Consider the following 24,615-nt stretch of genomic DNA (forward strand, 5'->3'; position numbering starts at 1 on the left):
TGTCCTGCTACGGTTTTTATTCGCGCCGTCGCAGCAGGTAGGCCATCCCTCCGACCACAGCGACGGCCGCGCCGCCGATCACGGAATCAATCGGCAGCACAGCCGCCAACATGATGCATCCGATGAACCCCACGACCGGGACGATCCTCGGTGGCCGATTCTCCGACCGCGAGAGCGTCCACGCCGACGCATTTGCGAGGGCGTAATAGAGCAACACGCCGAATGACGAAAAACCAATGGCGGTACGAACATCGGCGGCCGCCGCGACCACCGCGACCACCGCACCCACCACGATCTCGGCACGATGCGGAATGTGTCGCCGCGGATGCACCGCGGCCAGGGTCCGGGGTAGGTGGCCGTTGCGCGCCATGGCCAGAACGGTTCGCGAAATCCCCAGGATCATCGCCACCAACGCGCCGATCGCGGCCACCGCGGCGGCGACTCGCACCACCGGTTCCATCCAGGCCATTCCCGCCGTGCGGACGAGGGCCACCAACGGTGCTGACTCGTGCGCCAATGTCTGCGGACCGAGCACCGCGACAGCGGTCACCGCCACGGCGGCGTAGACGGCGAGGGTGATGCCGAGAGCGCCGAGGATCGCACGCGGAATGGCCCGGGTAGGGTTACGCACCTCCTCCCCGAGAGTGGCGATCCGCGCATATCCCGCGAACGCGAAGAACAAAATCGCGGCCGCCTGCAACACCCCGAGCACTCCGATGTCCGAGCCGATCGCCAGGCTGCCGGGGTCCGCCGATCCCGAACCCACAGACGTGACGATGACGAGGGTGAGCACGGCCAGGGTGAACGCGACGATCAGCCGGCTCACCCACGCCGACTTCTGCACTCCCAGATAGTTGAGGGCGGTGATGGCAACGACGGTGGCGGCCGCGACCGCATGGGCCTGCCCGGGCCAGAGGTAGACCCCGACCGTCAGGGCCATCGCCGCACCCGAGGCGGTCTTGCCCACCACGAACATCCATCCGGCCTGGTATCCCCAGAAGTCGCCGAGCCGCTCCCGGCCGTACACATAGGTCCCGCCCGATGTCGGGTGGCGGGCCGCGAGCCGCGCCGACGAGGTGGCGTTGCAGTAGGCGACGAGCGCGGCGACCACCAGTCCGATGAGCAGACCCGACCCTGCCGCGGCGGCCGCCGGCGCGAGGGCGACGAAGATCCCGGCGCCGATCATCGAACCGAGGCCGATGACGATTGCGTCCCCGACGCCGAGTTCTCGGCGAAGGCGGGCGGGAGGAGTCGGCGGGGGTGACGACACAGCCGTAATCCTAGATCGACGGCACGGGGACGACCGTTCAGTCCTCCGCCGCGAGAATCGCGTCGAGAAGTCCGGGTATCCGCTCGTCGATCACGTCGCGTCGCAGGCTACTCATGATCGAGGTGCCCTGGTACTCCTGGCTGATGATCCCGGCTTCCCTCAGCACCCGGAAGTGATGGGTCTGGGTGGACTTGCCCACCGGTAACGCAAAGCAACTGCAACTCTGTGCATCGCGGTTGGTCATCAACTGCCGCACGATCTTTCGGCGGACCGGATCGGCCAGCGCACGGAGCACGTCGTCGATGGTGACGTCGGCGGCGTCCGGGTGGTCGAGAACCCTCACCCACTTCCCCTTTCCGGCACTGTTCGTGGTGCTTCGCCGTACTCTACTACGCCACCCCTGGTAATACGACGAATACCGTAGTACGTTGTTGATCGTAGTACGACACCCATCAAATCTCGGAGGTATGCGATGAAGGTTCTCCTCACCGGCGCCAGTGGCTACATCGGCTCCGCGGTCCTCAACGAACTGATCGCCGACGGGCACGACGTGCTCGCCCCGGTCCGCAGCGAACGGTCGTCCGACGTGGTGGCGACCGCCGGCGGCGAACCGGTCATCGGCGACGTCACCGACACCACCTGGCTCGCCGAACAACTGTCGGCGTCCGACGCCGCCATCCACACCGCCGCGCCCGGCGATGCCACCAGCGCCGCATTCGACGGGGCAATCACCGACGCGGTGATCGCCGCCTTCTCCGGCACCGCCAAGCCGTACCTGCACACCTCCGGCGTGTGGATCCACGGAAATGGTGACGCGCTCACCGAAACCAGTCCCCTCGACCCGCCGACACTGGTCTCGTGGCGTCCCGCAGTGGAGTCACGCCTACTGAGTTCGGCTGTGGCGGTGTCCCTCCCGGCACCGGCAGTTGTCGTCGGCCAGGGCAAGGGCATCACCGGCCTGCTTCGTCCGCAACCCGGCGAGCGTGAGGTGAGGCTGATCGGCGACGGGACCCAGCACTGGACCCTGGTGCACGTCGAGGATCTGGCCCGGCTCTACATCACCCTGCTGGCGCTTGATTCTCCGGCGGGCCACGTCCTCGGGGTATCCGGAACCAACCCCACCGTTCGTGACATCGCAACCGTGCAGAGCGCCGGGGCCGAACTGGTACCCGAAGGTGCCGACGACACCGCCGGACGCCTCGGCGGGCTGTTCGCCGAGGCACTGCTGCTCGATCAACAGGCCGACGGCGAGAAGGCGCGGTCGCTCGGATGGACACCCAAGAACACCTCGCTGGAGGATCTCGTTCTCGGCTGATCAGCGGACGCCGTTCCCAGGAACCCGACATCGTGATGCCAGTGTGCGCCCAGCGGTCGCTCGCATCCTGAGTACATGCGACTGGTCATGGGAATTGCACTGCACGACGATCACCTCGTCGTCGCCGCCGGCACTGCCGCGGACATCGCAGGGGCGAACCCCCGGCCGCCGCACCTGACCACCCGCCCCGCGCAACTGTGGTGGCCCGCGGGCGCGACACCGCGACTGCCGCGGACGACGGACCATCCAGGCGATCTCTTCGGCCACTATCTCGATCGCCTCACCGAGGTCACACCGATCCGTACCGCCGCCCGGCAGAACCGTCCGGCCCATCAACTGGTGGTCGCCACCGTGGCCCTGACGATCGAGCAGGCCGAACGCGCCGGTGGCGGGCATGTGGGTGCGGTGACGATCGCCCATCCCGCATCCTGGTCGCCCGAACAGATCGGTACGTTGCGTCGGGCGGTCGGGATCAGCCGGTTGTCGCGAACCCGCAGCATCACCGTCGTCTCCGAACGCCTGGCCATCTCGCGGTGCATCCGCTGGTCGGGGCATATGGGCATCACGGGTTCGGTGGCCGACCACCCCGTCTTCGTGAGCGCGTGGGGTGCGGCGATGCTGGCCGCCACCACCGTCTGCCGATTGCCGGCACCACGCCCGTCGGCGGCGAGAACCTTGCCACGCGCCCCGCATCGCGGACGCACCACCACTCACCCGATTCCCCGCACCCTCGCGAGCGCGACGTCCTCGCGCGCGGCGGTGTCGGCGACAGCACCACGACCGCATGTGGGCACCCGGGATCGCTGGAAGTCCCAGTGCCAACACTGATCTGCGGCTCGGCCTGACGTGCCGCTCGGCGCCGATCTGCAACTCGGCGACGTCACACCGACATCGGTGTTGGCGGGATCGCTGTAGCGTCCGGTCCAGGTATGACAGAGTGGATCGCGATGGCCACCCCACGACTCGTTCCGCCGATCACCGCCGACTCCGCGGACCTGACGTCATTGCGCTCGGAGGTGCGGGAGTTCCTCTCGCACAACCGAACCGGTGATGCTCCCACGAGTGTGGACAGTTGGCTCACCGGCTGGGATGAGGATTTCACCCGGCGCCTGGCCGAACGCGGATGGCTCGGGATGACGGTGCCCGTCTCCTACGGCGGTCACGGGCGTGGACATCTCGAACGCTTTGTCGTGACCGAGGAGTTACTGGCCGCGGGTGCACCGGTCGCCGCGCACTGGATCGCTGATCGACAGATCGTGCCGTCGTTGCTCAAGTACGGTACCGAGGACCAGAAGCGACACTTCCTGCCACGCATCGCGGCCGGACAGTGCTTCTTCGGGATCGGGATGAGTGAACCGGATTCCGGATCGGACCTCGCGAGTGTCCGGACATCGGCGACCCGAGTCGACGGCGGATGGTCGGTGACCGGGACCAAGGTCTGGACGTCGGGAGCGCACCGTGCCGATGCGTTCATCTGCCTGGCCCGCACCGCACCTGTCGACCCGGCCGACCGGCATGCGGGCCTGTCGCAGTTCATCGTCGATCTGCGCGCCGACGGCGTCGAGATCCGCCCCATCCGGTCGATGACCGGCGCGCACCACTTCAACGAGGTCCACCTCGACTCCGTGATCATTCCCGACGCGATGGTGTTCGGGACGATCGGCGCGGGCTGGACACAGGTGACCTCCGAGTTGGCCTTCGAACGCAGTGGCCCCGAACGATTCCTGTCGACGTTCCAACTCCTGTCCGAATGCACCGACGCCATGGGCACCGGCGAGTTACCCGCCGACGCCGAGGTCGGTCGGTACGTCGCGCGAGTGACCGCGCTGCATCTGATGTCGAGTGCCGTGGCCGATGCACTCACTCGCGGTGAACCCGCCGACACCGCGGCTGCCGTGGTGAAGGTTCTCGGCACCACCACCGAGGGCGACATCGCCGACTTCGCCGATGTGTCGACCGGCGACGATGACCCGCCCGATCACCTCCACGCACTCATCGACGCGGCCGTTGCCCAGCGCCCGGGGTTCACGTTGCGCGGTGGCACCAACGAAATCCTGCGGGGCGTCATCGCACGCGGCCTGGGCCTGCGATGACCGCCCCGGGAACCGTCGACGCCGCCCTGGCCGAGATGATGTCGGCGGTGTTCGCCGACCACGCGCAGCGGCGCGGTGCCACCGCCGACGTGGGCTGGGACAGTGCGTTGTGGCGTCGACTCGATGAACTCGGTCTGGCACGGCTGACCGGGAGCGACGACTCCGGTGGCAGCGGCGCAGGCTGGGCCGAGGCCGCAGAACTGTTGAGAAGCGCAGCGCGGCATGCTGTTTCGGTACCGCTGGTTGAGCACGACCTGCTCGCCGGGTGGGTGTTGGAAACGGCCGGACTCGACGTCGGGGCGCACCGTCGGACAGCGTGCGTCGTCGACGCATGCGGCGTGGCCCACGGTGTCGGATGGGCAGGCGAGGCGCAACGCATCGTTGTCATCTGGCAGTCCGCCGACGGGCTGCGGGCGGCCGACATTCCCACCGAATCGGCACGGATCACCCCCGGCCGCAACGTCGCCGGCGAGCCCCGCGACACCGTGCAGGTCGACCTCGGCACCCTCTCCGGTGCCGTCGTCGACGACGGCCTGCTTCAGACGTTCCGGCTCCGCGGCGCGCTCGCCCGGTCGGTGCAGATCTGCGCCGCCACCGAACGCATCCTCGAGTTGTCCATCGACCACGTCTCGACGCGAAGCCAGTTCGGTCGTCCGCTGGCACGGTTTCAGGCCGTTGCGCACCTCGTCGCGGACATCGCGATCCAGGTATCGGCCGCGCGGGCGGCCACCGAGGCAGCGCTGAGGGTCGCGGCGGACGACGCCTGGACCGATCCCCGATCGGAGTTCCTTGTCGCCGTGTCCCGTTCGTGTGTGAGTCAGGCCGTCTCGGTGGTCGTCCGCAATGCGCATCAGGTGCACGGCGCCATCGGCACCACCGCAGAGCATCCGCTGCACAGGTACTCGTTACCCGCCATGGCCTGGCGGTCGGAGTTCGGTTCACCCCGCTTCTGGGATCAGGTGGTCACCGATCACGCCCTGCGAGCCGGCCGTGCGGGCCTGTGGCCCTTGATCACCGGCTGAGCCGGGAGCCCTTGCCGTGTGCATGTGATCGTCGTGTGCATGTGGTATTTCCACCGAGAGAAAGGCACCCAGTCATGGGACCCCAACTGAACATCGAGATCTCTGACGCGATCGCGACCTGGACGATCGACAAGCCCGAGGTGGGCAACGCGATCACCGACATCGAGTTCGGCGAGGCCTTCGAGTCGGCCGTGGACGCCGCCAACGCCGACCTGGACGTCCGCGCCATCATCCTGACCGGGGCGGGCAAGATTTTCTCCGCCGGCGGCAACGTGAAGGAGATGGCCGATCGGACCGGGATGTTCGGTGTGGACGAGCGTGAGCAGCGTCGCGCCTACGTCGCCGGTATCCAACGCCTGCCGCGAGCGTTGGCACGCCTGGAAGTGCCGATCATCGCCGCCGTCAACGGGGCTGCGGTCGGCGCCGGATGCGACCTGGCGATGATGTGCGACATCCGGATAGCGTCCGAACGCGCCTCCTTCGCCGAGAGTTTCGTGCAGGTCGGCCTCATCCCCGGCGACGGTGGCACCTGGTTCCTGCCGCGGGCGATCGGCTACGAGCGTGCCGCCGAGATGACCTTCACCGGCGATCGGGTCGACGCCGCGACGGCCGCCGACTGGGGCATGGTCAGTCGGGTCGTGGGCCACGACGCGCTGCTCGAGGAGGCGCGCGCCCTCGCCGCCCGCATCACCAAGAATCCGCCCGAGGCCTTGCGGATGGCCAAGCGGCTGCTCCAGGAATCACGCACCAGCCCAATGGAATCCGTACTCGGCATGGCCGCGGCGATGCAGCCGCTGGCACATCTGTCGCCGGAGCACGCCGAGCGCGTCGCACGATGGAAGACCACCTGATCACGCTCGGAACGCCCTGATCGACACGCCCCGATGAGTCAGACAGTACCCTTCCACCGAGTAACCATTGACATTATCAATCATTGTCTTTTATGGTGATGTACGCAACACTCGGTCTTCGAGAGGGAAACGATGCACAACCAGGGCGTGGGCACATGGCCACAGCGGACGGCACGGCAGTCACCGGACAGCGTCGCCATCGTCTTCCGTGATCGGGAGACCAGCTACGCCGACCTCGACGAGCGGATCACCCGCCTCGCCCATGCGTTGGAAGACCTCGGGGTCCGACGAGGTGACCGTGTCGCACTGCTGTCGGCCAACCATCCGTCCTACCTCGAGGCGTTGTTCGCAACCGGGCTGCTCGGCGCGATCCTCGTACCCCTCAACGCGCGCCTGACGACTCCCGAGGTGTCCTACGCACTCACCGACTCCGGCGCCCGCGTGCTCATCCACTCCGCCGCACTCGCCGACATCGCGATCACCGCGTCGAGAGAGTCGGGGACCGACACCCGGATGGTGGTCGACGGCGAACCCGCTGGCGGCGCAATCGGTTACGAGTCGGCGATCTCCGCTGCCAGTGACGCGCGCATCGATCGCGCCGTCGCCCACGAGGATCCGTGCTTCATCATGTACACCTCGGGAACGACCGGGAACCCCAAGGGCGTGGTCCTCACCCATGGTTCGGTGACCTTCGCGGCGATGAACCCGATCATCGATCTCGATCTGCGCAACGACGAGGTCTCCCTGGTGGTGGCACCTCTCTTCCACACTGCCGCACTGAATTTCATCTCCCTGCCAACCGTCCTCAAGGGTGGCACCGTGGTGATCGAGGAGGGGTTCGAACCCGGTCGCGTGCTGCGCGTGATCGCCGAACGCAAGGTCACCTACGGCTTCGGTGTGCCGACGATGCTCGACGCGATGAGTGCGCATCCGGACTTCGCCGCCGCCGAGTTGGGGTCCATCCGTCGGTGGATCGTGGCCGCCGCACCCGTTCCGCCACGCACCCTGAACACCTACACCGCACGTGGTGTCGCACTGTGCCAGGCCTACGGACTCACCGAAACCGGTCCGGGGGCACTCGTTCTGACGCCGTCGAACACCGCCCGCAAACTCGGAAGTGCCGGACTTCCACACTTTTTCACCGATGTACGGGTCGTCGACGCCGACGGCGAGGAGGCCGCCCCCGGCGAGCGCGGCGAGATTCAGATCCACGGGCCGAACGTGATGGCCGGCTACTGGAACCGACCGGACGCGACCGCCGCCGCCTTCACCGACGACGGATGGTTCCGATCCGGTGACGTCGGCATCCGCGACGACGAGGGATTCATCACGATCGTCGACCGGCTCAAGGACATGATCATCTCCGGCGGAGAGAACATCTATCCGGCCGAGATCGAGGCCGTCATTCTCTCTATGCCCGGCGTCGCTGCCTGCGGGGTGTTCGGGGTCCCACACGAGAAGTGGGGCGAGGTCGGCTGCGCCGCAATCACTCTGGAGGACGGGTACGCGCTCACCTATGAGCAGCTCGAGGCCTACCTGATCGAGCGACTGGCTCGCTACAAGATCCCCAAGTCGATGGTGCTGCTCGACGAGATCCCCCGCAACGCCACCGGGAAGATCCGCAAGGATCGCCTACGTGCCCGGTACGCCAGCCCGGATGTCGCGCATGCGTGAGGCCCTCATCGTCGGATGGCACTCTCGTCGAAGGTGATGCGGCGCAATGCCATTCGGACCGTCTCGAGCGTGCCCGCGTCGACGTCACCGAGGTACTCGGCCACCACATCCGCACCGCGCTCACGCGCCTGCGCACACAGCGCCACCCCGGCGTAGGTGGCGACGATGAGCTTGTTGCGCCGGTCGGTCGGGTCGGTCGTGCGCTGTACCAGCTCGCGGCCCTCGAGTTCGTCGACGAGGGCCACGATCTGGCTCGGATCGAGCCCGACGTCGTTGGCCAGCCGTCGCTGGGCGATGCCCTCGGGCTGGTCGCAGACCGCGGCCAGGACGCTGTAGGCCCGCACCTTCAGGCCGAGCGGGGCGAGTACACGATTGGTCGCCTTGGTCAGTACCGCGTTCGCGCGGGCGACCAGAAACCCGAGGTCATCGTCGAGTCGTCGTGGTGATGTCATCGGCCCTCCTCCTGGAGGCACCCTATCACTCACGCAATCATTGACTTTTTAAACGATTGACGCTTTAATTTAATTATTGGTTCCGAAGCCTGAGGAGGCATCACATGGATCTCACCGGAAAAGTCGCCGTCGTCACCGGCAGCGGACAGGGACTCGGCCTCGCCTACGCCCGCGAACTCGCCCGTCGCGGCGCCGCGGTCGTCGTCAACGACGTCTCCGCCGACACCGCCGCGTCGGCTGTCGCCGCCATCACCGCCGACGGCGGGCGCGCCGTCGCCGTGGTCGCGCCCGTCGGCAGCACCGAGACCGCCCGGCAGCTCGTGACGACCGCCGTCGAGCAGTTCGGCCGCCTCGACATCATGGTCACCAACGCCGGCATCCTGCGCGACAAGGTGCTGTGGAAGATGACCGACGACGACTTCGACGCGGTGATCAACGTGCACCTCAAGGGCACCTTCACGTGTGTCCGGGAGGCGGTGAACCGTTTCCGCGACCAGGGCGAGGGCGGTCGGGTCGTCTGCATCGGCTCCCCCGCCGGGCAGCGCGGCAACTTCGGGCAGACCAACTACGCGGCCGCGAAGGCCGGCATCGTCGGCATGGTCCGCACCTGGGCGATGGAGCTGAAGAGGGCCGGGATCACCGCCAACGCCGTCTGTCCCGTCGCGGTGACCGCGATGACCAAGACCATCCCCGTGTTTAAGCCGTTCATCGACGAGGCCGAGGAGACCGGTTCGCTTCCCGACGTCATCCGTCGCGAGGTCGGCATGGGTACCCCCGAGGACGTCGCGGGTGTCATCGCCTTCCTCGCCTCCGATGCGGCGGCCGACATCACCGGTCAGGCCATCTCCATCGGCGGCGACCGGTTGGCTCTCTGGTCACATCCAGAGCTCACCGAAACGTCTTACCATGATGGCGGATTCAGCGCCGACGACGTCGCCGCGGTGTGGCCCGGCACCTTCGCGAATCATCTCGAGACCGTGGGCGAAGAGTTCCCCGCCGAGGTTCTGGCGGCCGCGAAATGACCGGCACGCGTTACGAGTACGGGATCGACTTCGATGTGATCGATGCGATCGACATCCACACCCACGTCGAGATCGACGGCTGCGGTCACCATTCCGTCGACGACGAGTTGATGGCGGCGTCGGCGAAGTACTTCAAGTCCGGCGAGGAACGCACCCCCACCATCGAGACGATGGCGGCGCTCTACCGGGAACGCAACATCGCGGCGGTCGTCTTCACCGTCGACGCCACCTCCGCCAGTGGGCATGTGCCCAACAGTGTGGAGGAAATCGCGGAGAAGGCAGCACAATTCAACGACGTGCTCATCCCGTTCGGCTCCGTCGACCCATTGCAGGGCAAGGCCGCGATCAAACGAGTCCATCGGCTGGTCGACGAGTTCGGTGTGCGCGGCTTCAAGTTCCATCCGAGCATGCAGGGTTTCGAACCCAACGACCGGCAGTTCTATCCGCTGTACGAGGCGATCGTCGAAGCCGGTGTGCCGGCGTTGTTCCACACCGGTCAGACCGGCATCGGCGCGGGACTGCCCGGCGGACACGGCATCAAGCTGCGTTACTCGGATCCGATGTTGCTCGACGACGTCGCGGCCGACTTCCCCGACCTGACCATCGTGATGGCTCACCCTGCGGTGCCGTGGGTCGATCAGCAGATCTCGATCGCCACCCACAAGGCGAATGTGTACATCGATCTGTCCGGATGGTCACCGAAGTACTTCCCGACACAGTTGGTGCGCGCAGCCAATTCGATGCTGCGCCACAAGGTCCTGTTCGGTTCCGACTTCCCGGTGATCGGGGTCGACCGGTGGCGCAAGGACTTCGAGAACCTCGACATGAAGCCGGAGGTTCTGCCGCTGATCTTCAAGGAGAACGCGATGACCGTTCTCGGCATCAAGCACTGACACCTTCCCCCAGTCCCACAGGAGTATCCGATGACCACCGCAACACCCACCACCACCCACCTGGGCACCCTCGCCGAACTCGACGACCTCGTCGGCACCGTGATCGGCGTCAGCTCATGGCAGCCCGTCGAGCAGGAACGCATCAACACCTTCGCCGACGCCACCGACGATCACCAGTGGATTCACATCGACCCCGAACGTGCCTCAGCCGAGAGCCCCTTCGGCGGCCCGATCGCCCACGGCTACCTCACTCTGTCGCTGTTCATCCCGATGTGGGCGGAGGTGCTCACCATCGACAGCGTCACCATGGCAGTCAACTACGGCCTCAACAAGGTTCGCTTCACCAATCCCGTCCCCGCCGGCGCTCGGGTGCGCCTGCAGGCCACCCTCAAGCAGGTCGATCACCTTCCCAAGGGCGGGGTGCAGATCACCGTCGACGGCATCATCGAACTGGAGAACAGCGACCGGCCCGCCGTCGTCCTCGAGGGTGTGTACCGGTACTTCGAGGGCTGAGGGTCTGGTTCGACCGGCGGTCCACCCACCTTCCGCCGGTCGAACCGCCCGCCTTCCGCCGGTCGAGCATCCCCTTCCGTCGATCGCGCAGCCCGCTTTCCGCCGGTCGAGCGTACCCTTCCGCCGGTCGAGCGTCCCCTTCCGCCAGCCCAGCCGCCCCATCCGCCGGTCGAGCGTCCCCTTCCGCCAGCCCAGCCGCCCCTTCCGCCGGTCGAGCCGGGCGGAGCGCCAGCGGAGCCCGAGTCGAGACCCCGCAACACGACGCTGGAACCTACTCACCGTGCGCCCCATCCGCCGGCTCAGCCGCCCCATCCGCCGGTCGAGCCGGTGAGGAGCGCAAGCCGCCGCGTTGAGCTCCGTCGAAACGACGAGCCGAGTCGAGACCCCGCAACACGACGCTGGAACCTACTCGCCTTTCAACCGTCGAGCAGAACGACGACGCGACAAACCCGGCAACAAGTCGTAGCGGCCATCGATCAACGCCTTGCGCTTCGCACGTGACCATTTCTGCACGCGCTTTTCCCAGCCGTAGGCCTCGGCGACGGTCTCGAACTCGGCAAGGTACACCAACCGCACCGGAAGGCGACGCCTCGTGTACTCCGCGCCCTTGCCCGAATTATGCTGGGCGAAGCGATGTTCGATGTTGCGCGTGCTGCCGACGTAGTAGCTGTCGTCCGAGCATTCGAGGATGTACATGTATCCCGGCATGCGTTGGATATTGCCGTATGGTCGGAGTCGGCGAGTTTCTCTATCCACAGGTGCAGTCCGCGATCGGTCGGGTGGAGGTTCCAGCACCGCGTCACGAGGTCTCGACGCGGACTCAGCTTCGCTTCGCCCGGCTCGACCGACGGGACGAGGCCCGACACCAGCCACAAACGCGAAGTCAATTCCAGCACCGCGTAACGAGGTCTCGACGCGGACTCAGCTTCGCTTCGCCCGGCTCGACCGACGGGACGAGGCCCAGCACCAGCTACGGACGCGAAGTCAGTTCCAGCGCCATGTTGCGAGGTCTCGACGCGGACTCAGCTTCGCTTCGCCCGGCTCGACCGACGGGACGAGGCCCAGCACCAGCCACAAACGCGAAGTCAATTCCAGCGCCATGTTGCGAGGTCTCGACGCGGACTCAGCTTCGCTTCGCCCGGCTCGACCGACGGGACGAGGCCCGACACCAGCCACAAACGCGAAGTCAATTCCAGCACCGCGTAACGAGGTCTCGACCCGGACTCAGCTTCGCTTCGCCCGGCTCGACCGGCGGGGGTGCGGCCCGGCTCGACCGGCGGGGTGCAACCCGGCTCGACCGACGGATGGGCGACTCGACCAACGGAGTGGAGCCCGGCTCGACCGGGGAGAGTGAACCCGCTACAAATGCCCGCCGGCGGCTGATCGTGCCGCCGTCACCACCGCGGAGATTCCGACGCCACCGTCGGCGGCGAAACGCACCATTCCCGCCTCGTCGCAGGCCCGAAGCACCTCTGCCACTTCGTGTTCGGCATCGTCGGTGCGGCCTGCCGCGGCGAGGGCAAGGGCATGCAGGCGTCGTGCTTGCAGGAGCGCGCGTCGTCGACGTGTTCCGGTGAGCCGCTCGACCCATTCGCCCGACCACCGGCAGGCGAGTTCGGGATCGTCGGAATCTGTGAGCAACAGGCGGATTGCGGATTCCTCTTCGGCCTGTGCGACGATCCGCTGCCAGCCGGTGGAATGTTGGTCACGATCCTCAAAGCTCACCCGGGGACGCAGTTCACGATGGGTGGGCACCTCGAGCGCGATCATCTCACTCTCGACGAAGGCACGCAGGCGCCGGGCGTCGAGCCGATCGGCGACCACCGCCGCATCCTCCAGGAATGCGGCAGCGGCGTCGGGGTCGCCGCGCTGCACCGCCAACCGGGCCGCGGTCACGTAGCGAGCGCGGATCATGTCGATGATGCCCTCGTCGGGCTCGAGGATCAGGCTCTCGTCGAGCAGCACGCCGGCTTCTTCCGAATCGCCTCGCTGATACAGCAATTGGGCGAGCAGTCCGGCGGCCAGGCGGTACGCCTGCGACCGTCCCACCCCCGGACGTTGGGAGACCTCGAGGGCGGTCCGAAGGCAGTACTCGGCGTGATCGAGTTCGAGTTCCTCGATGTAGGCCAACCCGTCCAGCGCATTGCCATACATGACGGCGTACGCGCCGGTGTTGCGCTCGTGATACGGCATCGCCCACGCCTGCCGCCGGTGCGCCTCATCGAAATCGAAACGCAGCGTCGCGCTCATGATGGCGACGTCGGCGGCCGACGACACCACAAACGGCGACTGCTCATCGGGCCGCGCAAGACATTCGGCCACCAGCTCGTCGATCCGGTCGATCCGGTCAGCGGTCGCGTCGGTACACGCCAGGGCGATGTCGGCCTCCATCCGCATCCGCGCGACCTCGGCACCGCCCGACGCCACGGCATCGAGACCTGCGGTGACGCGACCGAGGGCCATCCCCGCCCGGTCCGTATGGTGCAGAAGGATATTCGACCACGCCACCGTCAACTGCAGGCGCGGATTGGTCACCACCGCACTCGGTGGAAGTTTGTCGATGAGCCCGATCACCGTCGACACCTGCGAATGCTCGAGCAGGGTCCGGCCGTCCGACTCGACGAGTTCGACTGCGCGTCGGGTGTCACCGGCCTCGAGCGCATGATCGACCGCCTCGGCGAGCATGCCGTGTTCGGCGAACCACTCCGACGCGCTGCGGTGCAGCAGGATCACCGAATCGGGCTCGTCCCGTTCGAGTCGTCGTCGCAGGAACTCCACGAACAACGGGTGATAGCGGAACCACTCGCCGTCGGGGTCGATCCTGCGCAGGAACAGATCTCGGGACTCCACGTTCTCGAGCAGTGCCTGACCCCGCGGCTGCCCACTCAACACGCCGGCCAGTCCGGCGCAGATCCGGTCCGGCAGCGAGGTGGTCAGCAAGAAGTGCAGGATGTCGGGTTCCAGTGTGCTCAACACGTTCTCGGCGAGGAAGTCGCCGATGGCACGGTGGCGTCCGGAGATGTGGGAGATCAACTCGGCCGGAGAATCGTTGCCCCGCAACGACAGACAAGCCAGTTGCAGCGCCGCCACCCACCCGTCGGTGGAGTTCCACAGCTCGGTGATGTCGCGGCTCTCGAGATCCAGACCGGCGACGTCGACGAGGAACGTGCGCGCCTCGTCGGCGTCGAAACACAACTCGGCGATGTCGATCTCGACGAGTTCGTCGGCCACCCGCATCCGACTGACGGGCAGTCCGATCCGGGAGCGGCTGGTGATGAGCAGTTGCAGATGGTGACAGCCGTGTTCGAGAAGGAATTCCATCGACGCGATGGCCGCCGGGTCGGTCACGCGGTGCCAGTCGTCGACGACGATCAGGATGTGTTCGCCGCGTTCGTGGATCGCGTTGATCAGGCTGGTCAGCGCATGCTGATCCGCGCGTTCACGGTGATCGTCGATCACCTCGTCGAGGTCGGCGGTCACCTCGGGGTCGGCCCGGCGGATCGCCTCGATCAGATGCGTGGTGAACCACGACGAATTGTTGTCGTCGTCGTCGGCGGTCAACCACGCCACGTGCGTGCCCTCGTCGAACAGGTGCTCGGCCCACTGCGCGGCCACCGTCGTCTTCCCGTACCCCGCCGGGCCGTGGATCAGGATCAGCCGTCGACGCTCCCCCGCCCGCAGGATGTCCATCAGACGCTCCCGCGCGACCTGCGCACGCGGCCGCAGTGGAGGCCGGAACTTGGTCGCCGGGGTGGGCGGCGCGGTCGAGGAACCGGCGGGTCGCGACGACCCGCCGACCGCGTCACCGGCGACCGCGGACGGCAACGCCATCTCCACGGCGACATGCCCTCGCCGAATGGCGATCTCCCGCAGTTCCTCGCCGTAGGCCGCGGCACTGGCCGGTCGATCGTCCGGTTCACGGGCCATCGCATGCTCGACGGCCTGCGAGACCTCGTCGGGGATTCCGGCGTCACGCAGATCCGGAACCGGTTCGGCGGCGATCCGCAGGAACTGCGCCACCACCTGCTCACCGCTGCGCCGCTCGAAGGCGGCGTGACCGGTGAGTGCACAGAACAGGGTGGCGCCGAGCCCGTACAGGTCCGAGGCGACCGTCGGCGGATCGCCGATGAGGAGTTCGGGCGCGGTGAAGGCCGGTGAACCGGTCACCATGTCGGCTCCGGTTTCGAAGCCGCCGACGATGCGGGCGATCCCGAAATCGGTGAGCTGCGGCTCGCCGTACTCGGTGAGCAGGATGTTTCCCGGTTTGATGTCGCGATGCAGGGTCCCCGACCGGTGTGCGGTCTCCAGTGCCCCGGCCATCTTGATGCCCAACCGCACGACGTCGGGCCAGTCGAGTGGACCGTGTTTGCGAATGCGGGCGTCGAGCGAGTCGTGCGGATGGAACGGCATCACGATGTAGGGCATGCCGCTCGGGGTGGAACCGATCTCCAGGATGTTCACGATGTTCGGATGCCCCGACAGCCGGCCCATCGCCCGCTGTTCCCGGAAGAACCGTTCCAGGCTGGCGTCGTCGAGGTGATCGGTGAGGATCTTGATCGCCACGGTGCGTTCGAGGGCGGGTTGTTCGGCCCGGTACACCGCACCGAACCCACCTCTGCCGACCAGCATCGGGTCACCGAATCCGGCCGCGATCAACTCAGCGGCGGCGTCGGGTATGACGTCGCGCTGCGTTGACAGCGGATCGAATTCGACCATCGGGTGTCCTCGATCTGGGCCCCGGGACCTCAACCCGGGTGTGGTTCAGCCTAACTCTCGGCGGTTACCCGAGGAAGGAAATCCGCGAGGACCGCCGCGACATCGGCGGTATCGGCGAGCGTCGGCTCCGTCATCGCCGGAACGTGGGTGAAGACCGCGGCGACCGAGCGGCCGGCGAGCATCACGGTCCGGTCCGGCCGCACCACGGCCGCGCCCGCCCCGGCCTCGGCGAGCCACTGTCGGAGCTCGCTGTCGGGTGCGACGACGAGGAGGTGCGCGCCGCGGCGCCGGATCTCGTGGGCCTGGGCGTCGCTGGGCTCATCGGCGGTGATCACGAGGAAACCGGGTGGGGTCACCTGATCCAGGCGTCCCGATCCATCGTCGGTGGGTCCGACCTCGAGGTTCGGGCACAGTGTTCCGGCGAGTTGCGCGGTCCCGGCAAGCTTGGCGCGCAGGCCCGTCGGCAGTTGCGCGCCGATGGGTCCCGGCCGGACGAAGGTCGACGGTGTCAACGGCGGAGTCGCACTGTCGGTGACCATGGTCGCGAATCCCGGCAACTTCGCCACGGCCGGCGCGGCGACCGATCGGAGACGATCTCCGGCGACACCGCCACGGGTCATCACCACTCCCATACTCACCGCCAGCTTGATCAGCGCCGTCGCATGGGGTTTGCGTTCGGATTCGTAGCTGTCGAGGCACTCCGACGACAGGTCGCCACGCAGCACCGCCGCGATCTTCCAGGCGAGGTTCGCGGCGTCGCGGACACCCGAGCCCATCCCCTGACCGATGAACGGTGGGGTCAGGTGCGCGGCGTCGCCCAGGGTGAACATCCGCCGATCCCGCCAGCGGTCGGCGACACAGGCCCGGAAGGTGTACTCGGCGGCACGGATGAGGTGGAGTTGCTCGAGTTCGGTGTCACCGAGCCACGGACGGATCTGTGGGTCGAGCGCGGTCAGGGTGGCGAAGTCCGCGCTGGTCTCGTCGTCGAGAAGCTGGAACTCCCAACGGTATCGGCGTTCACCGACACGCATGTACGTGGCGGCCCGGCGTGAGTCACACACCTGATGGACGCCTTCCCACTGGTTGAGTTCGGCATCGGTGTCGATGTCGACCACCATCCACCGCTGGGTGAAACCCAGTTCCTCCCAGCGGCTTCCCATGCAGGAACGCACCACGCTGTTGGCGCCGTCGGCACCCAGTACGAAGGCCGCGCGCTCCACCCACAGCACGCCGGTCGTCCGGTCCGTCATGCTGACCCGCACGCAATCACGCTCGTGCACAACATGAGTCACGTCTACATCGGAGAGTAACGTGACCTTCTCCCGGCGGGCCACCGCTCCGCGAAGCACCGCTTCGAGTTGAGGCTGATCGAACATCGACGCCGCCGGATGTCCATGTCTTCCCGCCGAGGTGGTGCGGGAGAATGCGGCAAGCACCCGATGCCGCGGATCGAGGAGCCGGAGCCCCAACCCCGGACGCGACACCTGCGCGAACTCCGCACCGACACCGATCCGGTCGAGAATCCGATACACCTCGTCGTCGAGATGGACGGCGCGCGGCTGCGGATACACGTCCGACCAGCGTTCCAGGATGAGCACTTCGACGCCGAGGTCGGCGAGCAGTGCCGCGGCCGTCAATCCGGTCGGTCCGGCGCCGACGATGATCACCGGCCACCGTCGTCCGATACCTGGCTGCTCCACGGCGGTCATTGCGAAACCTCCTCGCCGTCAGCCCATTCCCACCGGATGGGCAGCGTGCCCAATGCGGCGTCGATGGCATCGCGGTCGGTGGTGGCGTTCGCCGTCAGCGTCACGAGGACCGATCCCTCGACGATGCGTGTACCGATTCCGATGGTCTTCGTGCCGAGCACGTCGCGCACGGCCCGCTCGGTCGCGTCCGCACGCAGGGCGAGCTTGTAGGGTTTGCCGACATCGGTCACCGGCAGCGCGAGCAGCACGGTCACCGTCTTCGGTGCCGCGGCGCGTTCGGCGACGTGCTCGTGCGCCCAGGCGAGCAGCGTCGCCTCGTCGGCCTTCGCGTCGGCACGAAGCGTCACATACGCCACCGGTACCTCACCGGAGTGTGGGTCGGGCCGGCCGACCACCCCCGAGCCGGTGACGTCGGGATGCGAGAGCAACGCGTCCTCGACGTCGGCCGGGTCGATGTTGTGGCCGCCGCGGATGATGAGATCCTTTGCCCGACCGGTCAACCGAATGAATCCGCGCTCGTCGACGGAGCCGAGATCACCGGTGTCGAGCCAGCCGTCGTGCAGTTTGCCCGCTCCGGTGAGTTCGAATCCATTGTCGCCGTGGGCGGCGACGTAGCCAAGGAAGACCGTGGGACCCGAGATCACCAGCGAACCCACCTCTCCCGCAGGCAGATCCGTCCAGTCGTCGCCGTCGATGCGGACCGCCTTGACCTGCTGGTAGGGCATCCGCTGCCCGACGGTGCCGGCGGTCTGCCCCTCGGCGAAGCCGCGGGCGCTGGCACAGGTGGCCTCGGTGAGTCCGTAGCCCTCGAGGAGCCGAACCCCGGTGTGCGACTCGAAGGATTCGCGGACGGCCTTGGGCAGCATCGAGGCGCCGACCACACAGGCCCGCAGGCTGGAGATGTCGGCGTCGACGGGACATTGCGCGAGAACTGAATACACCGTCGGCACACCACTCATGGTGGCCAGTCGCATTCCCTCGACGATGCGCCAGAACTGTCCGTACAGATCGGGATCGCGGTAGCCGAGCGGACCTGCCCACACCACGGTCTGACCGCGCAGCATCGGCGCCAGCAGGGTGACGATCAAGGCGTTCACATGGAACAGTGGCAGCCCGGCGAAGAGCACCGAGCCTTCGTCGAAGACAGTGTTGGCGGCCACCATCCACGCATTGGCGATCTCGTTGCGATGGCTATGCGCCGCGAGTTTGGGCGCTCCGGTCGTCCCACCGGTGTGGAACAGCGCAGCGATGTCCGAATCCTTCGGCGTCGCAACCGGTGTCGGATCGGCGATGTCTACGGCTGCGGCGGCCAGATACGCCACGTGCGCCACCCCGTCGATCGCCGGGGGTTCCGGCAGGTCCGACGTCCCCGTCGGCCGCAGCAGCAGGACGGTGTCGATGCCTGTGGCGGAACAGATGTCGGCGAGCTTCGCCTCACAGGCCGGATCGAGCTCGGGACCAGCGGCCACGATCACCCGGGACCCGGATCGTCGCACCAGATCCACCGCGTGCGCGACATCCATGGCCGGATTGATCGGGGCAGCGATGCCGGCGAGTTCGGATGCCAGCAGCGCCGGAATCATCTCGGCACAGTTCGGCGACATGAGGGTGACGGCGTCGCGGCGCCGCACCCCGTGCGTCGTCAGCACGGCCGCATACCGCCGCACGCTGTCGAGCAGTGCGGCGAACGTGACGTCGGTGCTCTGCCGCCACCGCGCCGCATCGGGCATGACGCGCAGGGCAATTCGGTCCGGCCAATGTTCCGCGGCTCGCTCGAGGGCCGCATACGTCGACGCCGGGAGCCCTCGCTCCGGGAGTGGAATCGCTTCGATGACGGCGAGGTCGTCGGGTGTCGCGTAGGAGGCGGGCCAGAGATCGGACGAGTGCGTGGTGGAGGCGACGGTCATCGGGCATACCTCACGGTGGTCCGCTGGATGCCCAGGTCGAGAGCACCGTCGGGGGTCGCAACGGACAGTTCCATGATGTCGCCGTCCTTGAGATAGCGGGGATTGCTCGCCTGCTTCCGAAAGAAGCTCTTCCACTTGACATGTGGGGGCAGGAGCGCGCCGATGATCTCGACCGGCTTCGGCGGGGCGACGAGGGCCGTGCCGCCCGGGGTGCCGGTGAGTAGCAGGTCGCCGGGATCGACGCGTTGGAACCGGGACAGCGCCCGCAGCGCGTCGAGCGGCGAGTAGATCATGTCGTCGACCGTCGAATCCTGCCGCACCTCACCGTTGACCCGCAGCGTGAGCCGCAGCGAGCTGAATCGGTCGAACTCGCCGTCCTCGAGGAGCAGCAGCACCGGACCGGTCGGCGTGAAAGTCGGATACGACTTCGCCTCGTAGAACTGAGTTTTGGGGAGTTGCACGTCACGGGCCGACACATCGTTGGTGATGACGAGTCCGGCGATGAGACCGGGCAGATCGGCTGAGTCGACGGCTGTTCCCACCTCGAGGGTCTGGCCGAACACGAGCCCGATCTCGACCTCGTAGTCGAGCAGATTCACATGCTCCGGTTTGACGACGTCGGCGAATGGTCCGCTGACCGATCCCGAGGACTTCCGGAAGAAGGTGAGCGGCACGGTCTCCGGGTTCATCCCCGAATCCTGCACGTGCGAAACATAATTGGTCATCTGCGCGATCACCCGACACGGTGTGGTGACCGGCGAGATCAGTTCGAGAGTCGCCGGGTCGGTGAGGGGACCGTCGGCGTCGGCGGCCGCCGCGACCGCAGCACGATCGGCGATCAGGGCCGCGGTGGTGACAGCGGTGGTGTCGATCGGTCGGGCACCCCCGGGTACCTGCACCCACCAGCGGTCGGCGGTGCGCAGTACGGCGAAACTCATGACTTGGCAACTTTCATCAGGCCGAGAAGGCGTTGAACATCGAATTCGGTGTCGCCGGAACGCAGCGACGAGAGGATGGATCGGAGTTCGCGCAGCGATTCCTTGCCGGGCGCGATACCGAGGAAGTCCGCGGTGGTCGGTGGACCCCACTGGGCCAGACCGGATGCGGTCATCGGTGCCCAGCCTGGTTCGACCGTGCAGTCGAAGAGGTCGCCGTCGGTGAAGTGCTCCACCAGGAATCCATCGGGATCACGCCAGTAGTCGAAGATCTGGCTGCCCTGGATGTGCCGTCCGATCCCCCACGAGCGGTAGCGGCCTTTGTCGCGCAGGTATTCGCCGCCGGCGGCCAGGGTGTCGAGGTCACGCACTTGGAAGGCGGAGTGCACGTATCGGTTTGACGGCCCGAGGGTCATGGCGAGAGTGTGATGATCGGACGGGATGCCGCCGCGGTCGCAGCGGATGAAGCTCATCACCGGGCCACGATCTCTCTGGCCGTCGTAGAAGAGAAAATCGCTGACGATCAGCCCCAGGTGCTCCAGGTACCAGTTGAGTGATTCCAGGTAGCGGTTGGATTGCACCACGACGTGGCCGAGTCGCTCGATCATCGCCGGGGTACGAGGAGCGCGTTGGGTGCCGTTGATACGGGGGCGGTGATCACCCATGTTGTAGGTGGTCCACACCGGTTGGGCGGCCGATTCCGGGTGCTCGATCACCCCGGACACCACCCGCACGAAGGCTCCGCTCGGGTCCTTCGTCGTGGCGGCGATGCCACCCAGGGTCTCCGGGAGACGTTCGACTGGGACTCCGCCGCGCTCGGCGAACGTGTGCACGTCGGCGTCGGCGGCCGCCCGGAACGCGGGACCGATGAACGCCGAGCGATGCGATCGGCGCACGATCACACAGGGCGGTCCGGCCGTGGTGCCCCGCAGGTGGAGTTCGTCCGCGGTGTGCAGGGTCGGGGTGAAGCCGAAGTCCGCGGCGAACGCGGCCGTCTGCACCAGATCGGGTTTTTCGAATTCCAGCCACGCCAGATCCTCGACCTTGATCACCGGGTTCGGGTGTCGACCGGAGTGCTCACCGCGGTGAGCGCCGTTCTCCGAGTGCAACCCGTCATGGACGTCATGCGACGTGGTCATCAGCACCTCCTCGAGCTGTATGACGACATCGTCACATCCGATCCGATCGTCAGTCAAGCATTTCTGACGAATTCGTCAGTCCTGGGCATCGACTAGGCTCGAGCCGTGCGCGAAGAATGCGAGAGTTGACGTGAGCCTTCCCGAGGGGCTGAGCCGAACCGAACGACGCAAGGCCAACACCCGTGCCGCGCTCATCCGCGCCGGCCAGAAGTTCCTGGCCGAGGGCCGGACCAACGTCTCCGTCCTGGACATCACGTCGACCGCCGATGTCGGCAACGGCTCGTTCTACAACCACTTCAGCACCAAGGACGAGCTGTTCGACGCGTCTGTCGACGCGGTCCTCGAAGCCCACGGCGCCCTGATGGACGACCTGACGTCCGATATCGACGATCCGGCCGAGGCCTTTACCCAAAGTTTCCGCCTGACCGGGCGGCTGCATCGCCGCCACCCGGAGGCCACGCTCGTCACGCTGCAACGCGGAACTCAGGTACTCACGTCCGAACACGGCCTCGTGCCGCGGGCGACGCGCGACATCACCGCGGCCGTGAAGGCCGGCCGGTTCGAGGTCGACGACATCGACACCGCGATGGCGGTGGTGGTCGGCGCATCGCTGGCCCTGGGGCAACTCCTCCTGTCTCGACCCGATCGGGACGACGCCGCGACAACCGATGCGGTCACTCGACAGATCCTTCGCGGATTGGGCCTGAGTGATCGCGACGCCGCCGAGCTGTGTTCGCTGCCTCTTCCCGACATCGACTGAACTCACCCCGCGCAGACTCTGAGGATTTCATCAGAGTTGTGCAGAACCGTCATCAATGGCGGATTCCTCTGTAGGGTGTGCCACTGTGAATCCCTCGAAGAGCTCGTCGGGGTCCGGCCTGACCCGCCGGCGGACGCTCATCGCCGGAGCGGCAGCCCTGGCCGCCGGGATAGGCGCCGCATCGACCGGCGGTCGGTCGTCGGCGGCACCGCCGCGCGGCAAGGTCATCCCGACCGGCATCAACGTCGATGCCCCCTGGCACGCAAAGGTGGCCGACGCCGGATACCGCGAACGAACCGTCCGCGTCAACGGAGTGGATTTCAGCTTCCGCGAGGGGCCGGCACACGGACCGGCGTTGGTACTCCTGCATGCCCAGCAGATGGATTGGTTCAGCTACAGCCGGGTACTGCCGGAACTGTCGAAGTCATTTCACGTCTTCGACATCGACTACCAGGGTCACGGCACCACCCGCACACCTGCGGGATATCCGATGACCGCCAACAGGATCGGCACCGACCTCGCCGCATTCCTGGAATCGGTTGTCCGGCAACCGGCATACGTCACCGGCAACTCCTCCGGAGGGTTGCTCACCGTATGGCTCGCAGCACACCGACCGGACCTGGTGACCGCCGCACTCCTCGAGGATCCACCGCTGTTCTCCTCGGAGTACCCGCGGATCGCGAAGACCATCGCCTACAAGGACTTCCGCTCCAGCACCCGGGCCGTTGATCAACACGTCGACGACTTCCTGGTGTTTTGGGTCAATGACAGCAAGGAATTCTTCGACCAGAACATCTTTCCGGGTTCCACTGTCGTCCTCACCGCCGCCATCAAGGCCCAACGACTCATCAGACCCGACCAGCCGGTCGAACTCGACATCGTCGCCAACGACATGATCCGACTCTTCCTGCGCGGCATAGACCATCAGTACGATCCCCGTTTCGGAGCGGCGTTCTACCGTGGCACCTGGAACGCGGGATTCGATCACGCTCAAGCACTGTCCTCGATCACGGTGCCGACCATGCTCCTGCACGCCAACTACTCGTGGACCCAGGACGGCATCCTCTACGGTGCGATGGACCAGAATGATGCCGACCGGGCGATGAGCTGCCTACACAATGGGATCTACCGGCGCATCGATGCCGAGCACGTCACCCATCTGGATGCGCCGGGCGAGTTCCTCACCATTGCGCACGAGTTCTTCGGCTCGCACCGATAGTCACAGCAGTAGTCACCAACAGTAGGGTCATTGTCGATGTCGTTGTCGCGCAGAGAACTTCTCACCTCCACCGGTCTGGCGGCGAGCGCCGTCGGCGTTTCCGGTTTCGCGGCGGGACGCAGTCGCGCAGATTCGCCACTCCCGTCGGTCCCCAGCACCGGCGCACACCTGGTATTGCTGGGCACCGCCGCCGGACCGGTGCCGTTCATCGGCCGCAAGGGCATCTCGACGGCGTTGGTCGTCGACGGACACATCTACCTCATCGACATGGGACATGGTGCGTTCGACCAGTTCTCGTCATCGGGAATCGACGCCGGGTCCGTCGACTCGATCTTCGTCACCCACCTGCACTCCGATCATCTCGCCGACCTCTTCACCTTCTTGTGGTTGCGGTTCGGAGGTGTCACCCCGTTGACTCACGCCGTCTCGATCTACGGACCGGGCTCGGCCGGCGCCCTTGCGCCCGCCGCGTTGGGTAATCAGGTGAGCACAGTCAACCCCGGTAACCCGACACCGGGCCTGAAGCAGTTCCTGGACAACTCGATCGCCGCCTGCGCCTACGACATCAATTCGCGTATGCGCGACGAGAACTGGCCGGATATCCGCACGCGGTACAACGCCCACGAGATCGAGGTTCCCGATGTCGGCGCCGGACCGCTGGGTGATCTCGCCCCGTCGATGCGGCCGTTCCCGGTGATGTCGGATGACCGCGTCCGCGTCAGCGCGATCCTGGTGCGGCATCCACCGATCTTCCCGTCGTTCGGCTTCCGCTTCGACACCAAGTACGGATCGGTGGCCTTCAGCGGCGACACCACCATCACCCCGAACATGGTGACCCTGGCCAAGGGTGCCGATGTGCTCGTCCACGAGGCCATCGACCTGACGATCGTCGGTGCGTCCGGCTTGACCGCCAATCAGCTTCAGCACCATCGCAATGCGCATTCCGACGTCCGGCGGATCGGGCGTGAGGTCGCCCAGCCGGCGGGCGTCAAGACCCTCGTGCTGACCCATCTCGCACCGGGATCGACGTCCGTCCCCGACGCGGCGTGGAAGGCTCAGGCGCAGCAGGGATTCGGTGGACAGGTCATCGTGGGGCGGGATTTGGCGCACATTCCGCTGTGAGCC

General features: G+C 66.8%; 21 protein-coding genes. 12 read left to right on the top strand and 9 right to left on the bottom strand.

The annotated features are described in order from the left end of the window. Positions 1-16: 16 nt before the first annotated feature. Positions 17-1,270, bottom strand: coding sequence for an APC family permease (locus ABLE92_RS17365; RefSeq protein ID WP_348805996.1), 1,254 nt, complete (start codon positions 1,268-1,270; stop codon positions 17-19). A 37-nt stretch (positions 1,271-1,307) separates the two neighbouring features. Then, on the bottom strand, positions 1,308-1,613 hold the full coding sequence (locus ABLE92_RS17370) for an ArsR/SmtB family transcription factor (RefSeq protein ID WP_348805997.1): 306 nt from the start codon (positions 1,611-1,613) through the stop codon (positions 1,308-1,310). Positions 1,614-1,742: 129 nt separating this feature from the next. Between ABLE92_RS17370 and ABLE92_RS17375 the strand changes: the two genes are divergently transcribed. From ABLE92_RS17375 to ABLE92_RS17400, 6 genes are all read left to right on the top strand, one after another. Further along, the gene (locus ABLE92_RS17375; protein ID WP_348805998.1) at positions 1,743-2,585 is read left to right on the top strand and encodes an NAD-dependent epimerase/dehydratase family protein; all 843 of its coding nucleotides are present in this window, start codon (positions 1,743-1,745) and stop codon (positions 2,583-2,585) included. A 75-nt stretch (positions 2,586-2,660) separates the two neighbouring features. Continuing rightward, positions 2,661-3,413, top strand: coding sequence for a hypothetical protein (locus ABLE92_RS17380; protein ID WP_348805999.1), 753 nt, complete (start codon positions 2,661-2,663; stop codon positions 3,411-3,413). Positions 3,414-3,532: 119 nt separating this feature from the next. After that, on the top strand, positions 3,533-4,678 hold the full coding sequence (locus tag ABLE92_RS17385; RefSeq protein WP_348806089.1) for an acyl-CoA dehydrogenase family protein: 1,146 nt from the start codon (positions 3,533-3,535) through the stop codon (positions 4,676-4,678). Then, positions 4,675-5,700 carry an acyl-CoA dehydrogenase family protein gene (locus ABLE92_RS17390; protein ID WP_348806000.1) on the top strand — a complete coding sequence of 342 codons (1,026 nt, stop codon included), beginning with the start codon at positions 4,675-4,677 and terminating at the stop codon, positions 5,698-5,700. The genes ABLE92_RS17385 and ABLE92_RS17390 overlap by 4 nt, the downstream gene beginning before the upstream one ends. 74 nt (positions 5,701-5,774) lie before the next feature. Then, entirely contained in the window at positions 5,775-6,551 is a 777-nt protein-coding gene (locus ABLE92_RS17395; protein WP_348806001.1) for a crotonase/enoyl-CoA hydratase family protein, read from the top strand. Positions 6,552-6,698: 147 nt separating this feature from the next. Next, entirely contained in the window at positions 6,699-8,225 is a 1,527-nt protein-coding gene (locus ABLE92_RS17400) for an acyl-CoA synthetase (protein ID WP_348806002.1), read from the top strand. Between the two features lie 5 nt (positions 8,226-8,230). Here the strand turns inward: ABLE92_RS17400 and ABLE92_RS17405 are convergent, their stop codons facing one another. Continuing rightward, positions 8,231-8,677 carry a MarR family winged helix-turn-helix transcriptional regulator gene (locus tag ABLE92_RS17405; RefSeq protein ID WP_348806003.1) on the bottom strand — a complete coding sequence of 149 codons (447 nt, stop codon included), beginning with the start codon at positions 8,675-8,677 and terminating at the stop codon, positions 8,231-8,233. Positions 8,678-8,781: 104 nt separating this feature from the next. On the opposite strand from ABLE92_RS17405, the gene ABLE92_RS17410 reads away from it, so the two are divergent. From ABLE92_RS17410 to ABLE92_RS17420, 3 genes are read left to right on the top strand one after another with little or no spacing between them, the layout of a single operon-like run. Further along, entirely contained in the window at positions 8,782-9,699 is a 918-nt protein-coding gene (locus tag ABLE92_RS17410; protein ID WP_348806004.1) for an SDR family oxidoreductase, read from the top strand. Then, on the top strand, positions 9,696-10,592 hold the full coding sequence (gene couO, locus ABLE92_RS17415) for a 4-hydroxyphenyl-beta-ketoacyl-CoA hydrolase (RefSeq protein WP_348806005.1): 897 nt from the start codon (positions 9,696-9,698) through the stop codon (positions 10,590-10,592). The genes ABLE92_RS17410 and couO overlap by 4 nt, the downstream gene beginning before the upstream one ends. A gap of 30 nt (positions 10,593-10,622) precedes the next feature. Continuing rightward, a complete protein-coding gene (locus tag ABLE92_RS17420) occupies positions 10,623-11,105 on the top strand; it encodes a MaoC family dehydratase (RefSeq protein WP_348806006.1) in 483 nt (160 codons plus the stop codon). Between the two features lie 405 nt (positions 11,106-11,510). Here ABLE92_RS17420 and ABLE92_RS17425 read toward each other — a convergent pair whose 3' ends face one another. The 6 genes from ABLE92_RS17425 to ABLE92_RS17450 form a co-directional block, all read right to left on the bottom strand. Beyond that, complete coding sequence (locus ABLE92_RS17425) at positions 11,511-11,813, bottom strand: GIY-YIG nuclease family protein (protein ID WP_348806007.1); 303 nt, start codon at positions 11,811-11,813, stop codon at positions 11,511-11,513. 651 nt (positions 11,814-12,464) lie between these two features. Next, a complete protein-coding gene (locus tag ABLE92_RS17430; RefSeq protein WP_348806008.1) occupies positions 12,465-15,821 on the bottom strand; it encodes a protein kinase domain-containing protein in 3,357 nt (1,118 codons plus the stop codon). Positions 15,822-15,871: 50 nt separating this feature from the next. Beyond that, the gene (locus ABLE92_RS17435; RefSeq protein ID WP_348806009.1) at positions 15,872-17,530 is read right to left on the bottom strand and encodes a bifunctional 3-(3-hydroxy-phenyl)propionate/3-hydroxycinnamic acid hydroxylase; all 1,659 of its coding nucleotides are present in this window, start codon (positions 17,528-17,530) and stop codon (positions 15,872-15,874) included. Beyond that, positions 17,527-19,437 (bottom strand): acyl-CoA synthetase, encoded by a 1,911-nt coding sequence (locus ABLE92_RS17440; RefSeq protein WP_348806010.1) that lies wholly within the window; start codon positions 19,435-19,437, stop codon positions 17,527-17,529. The genes ABLE92_RS17435 and ABLE92_RS17440 overlap by 4 nt, the downstream gene beginning before the upstream one ends. Then, positions 19,434-20,375 (bottom strand): fumarylacetoacetate hydrolase family protein, encoded by a 942-nt coding sequence (locus ABLE92_RS17445; protein ID WP_348806011.1) that lies wholly within the window; start codon positions 20,373-20,375, stop codon positions 19,434-19,436. The genes ABLE92_RS17440 and ABLE92_RS17445 overlap by 4 nt, the downstream gene beginning before the upstream one ends. Continuing rightward, on the bottom strand, positions 20,372-21,511 hold the full coding sequence (locus tag ABLE92_RS17450; RefSeq protein ID WP_348806012.1) for a VOC family protein: 1,140 nt from the start codon (positions 21,509-21,511) through the stop codon (positions 20,372-20,374). Before ABLE92_RS17450 ends, ABLE92_RS17445 begins: the two co-directional genes overlap by 4 nt. Before the next feature lie 130 nt (positions 21,512-21,641). On the opposite strand from ABLE92_RS17450, the gene ABLE92_RS17455 reads away from it, so the two are divergent. The 3 genes from ABLE92_RS17455 to ABLE92_RS17465 all read left to right on the top strand — a co-directional run bounded on the left by ABLE92_RS17455 (position 21,642) and on the right by ABLE92_RS17465 (position 24,612). Beyond that, positions 21,642-22,271: a TetR/AcrR family transcriptional regulator gene (locus ABLE92_RS17455; protein ID WP_348806013.1), complete on the top strand. Its 630-nt coding sequence runs from the start codon at positions 21,642-21,644 to the stop codon at positions 22,269-22,271. 85 nt (positions 22,272-22,356) lie between these two features. Further along, positions 22,357-23,490 (top strand): alpha/beta fold hydrolase, encoded by a 1,134-nt coding sequence (locus ABLE92_RS17460; RefSeq protein ID WP_348806014.1) that lies wholly within the window; start codon positions 22,357-22,359, stop codon positions 23,488-23,490. A 36-nt stretch (positions 23,491-23,526) separates the two neighbouring features. Then, a complete protein-coding gene (locus tag ABLE92_RS17465; protein ID WP_348806015.1) occupies positions 23,527-24,612 on the top strand; it encodes an MBL fold metallo-hydrolase in 1,086 nt (361 codons plus the stop codon). Positions 24,613-24,615 lie beyond the last annotated feature (3 nt).

It is taken from the genome of Gordonia oleivorans, from assembly GCF_040044975.1.
GTDB classification, from domain to species: domain Bacteria; phylum Actinomycetota; class Actinomycetes; order Mycobacteriales; family Mycobacteriaceae; genus Gordonia; species Gordonia oleivorans.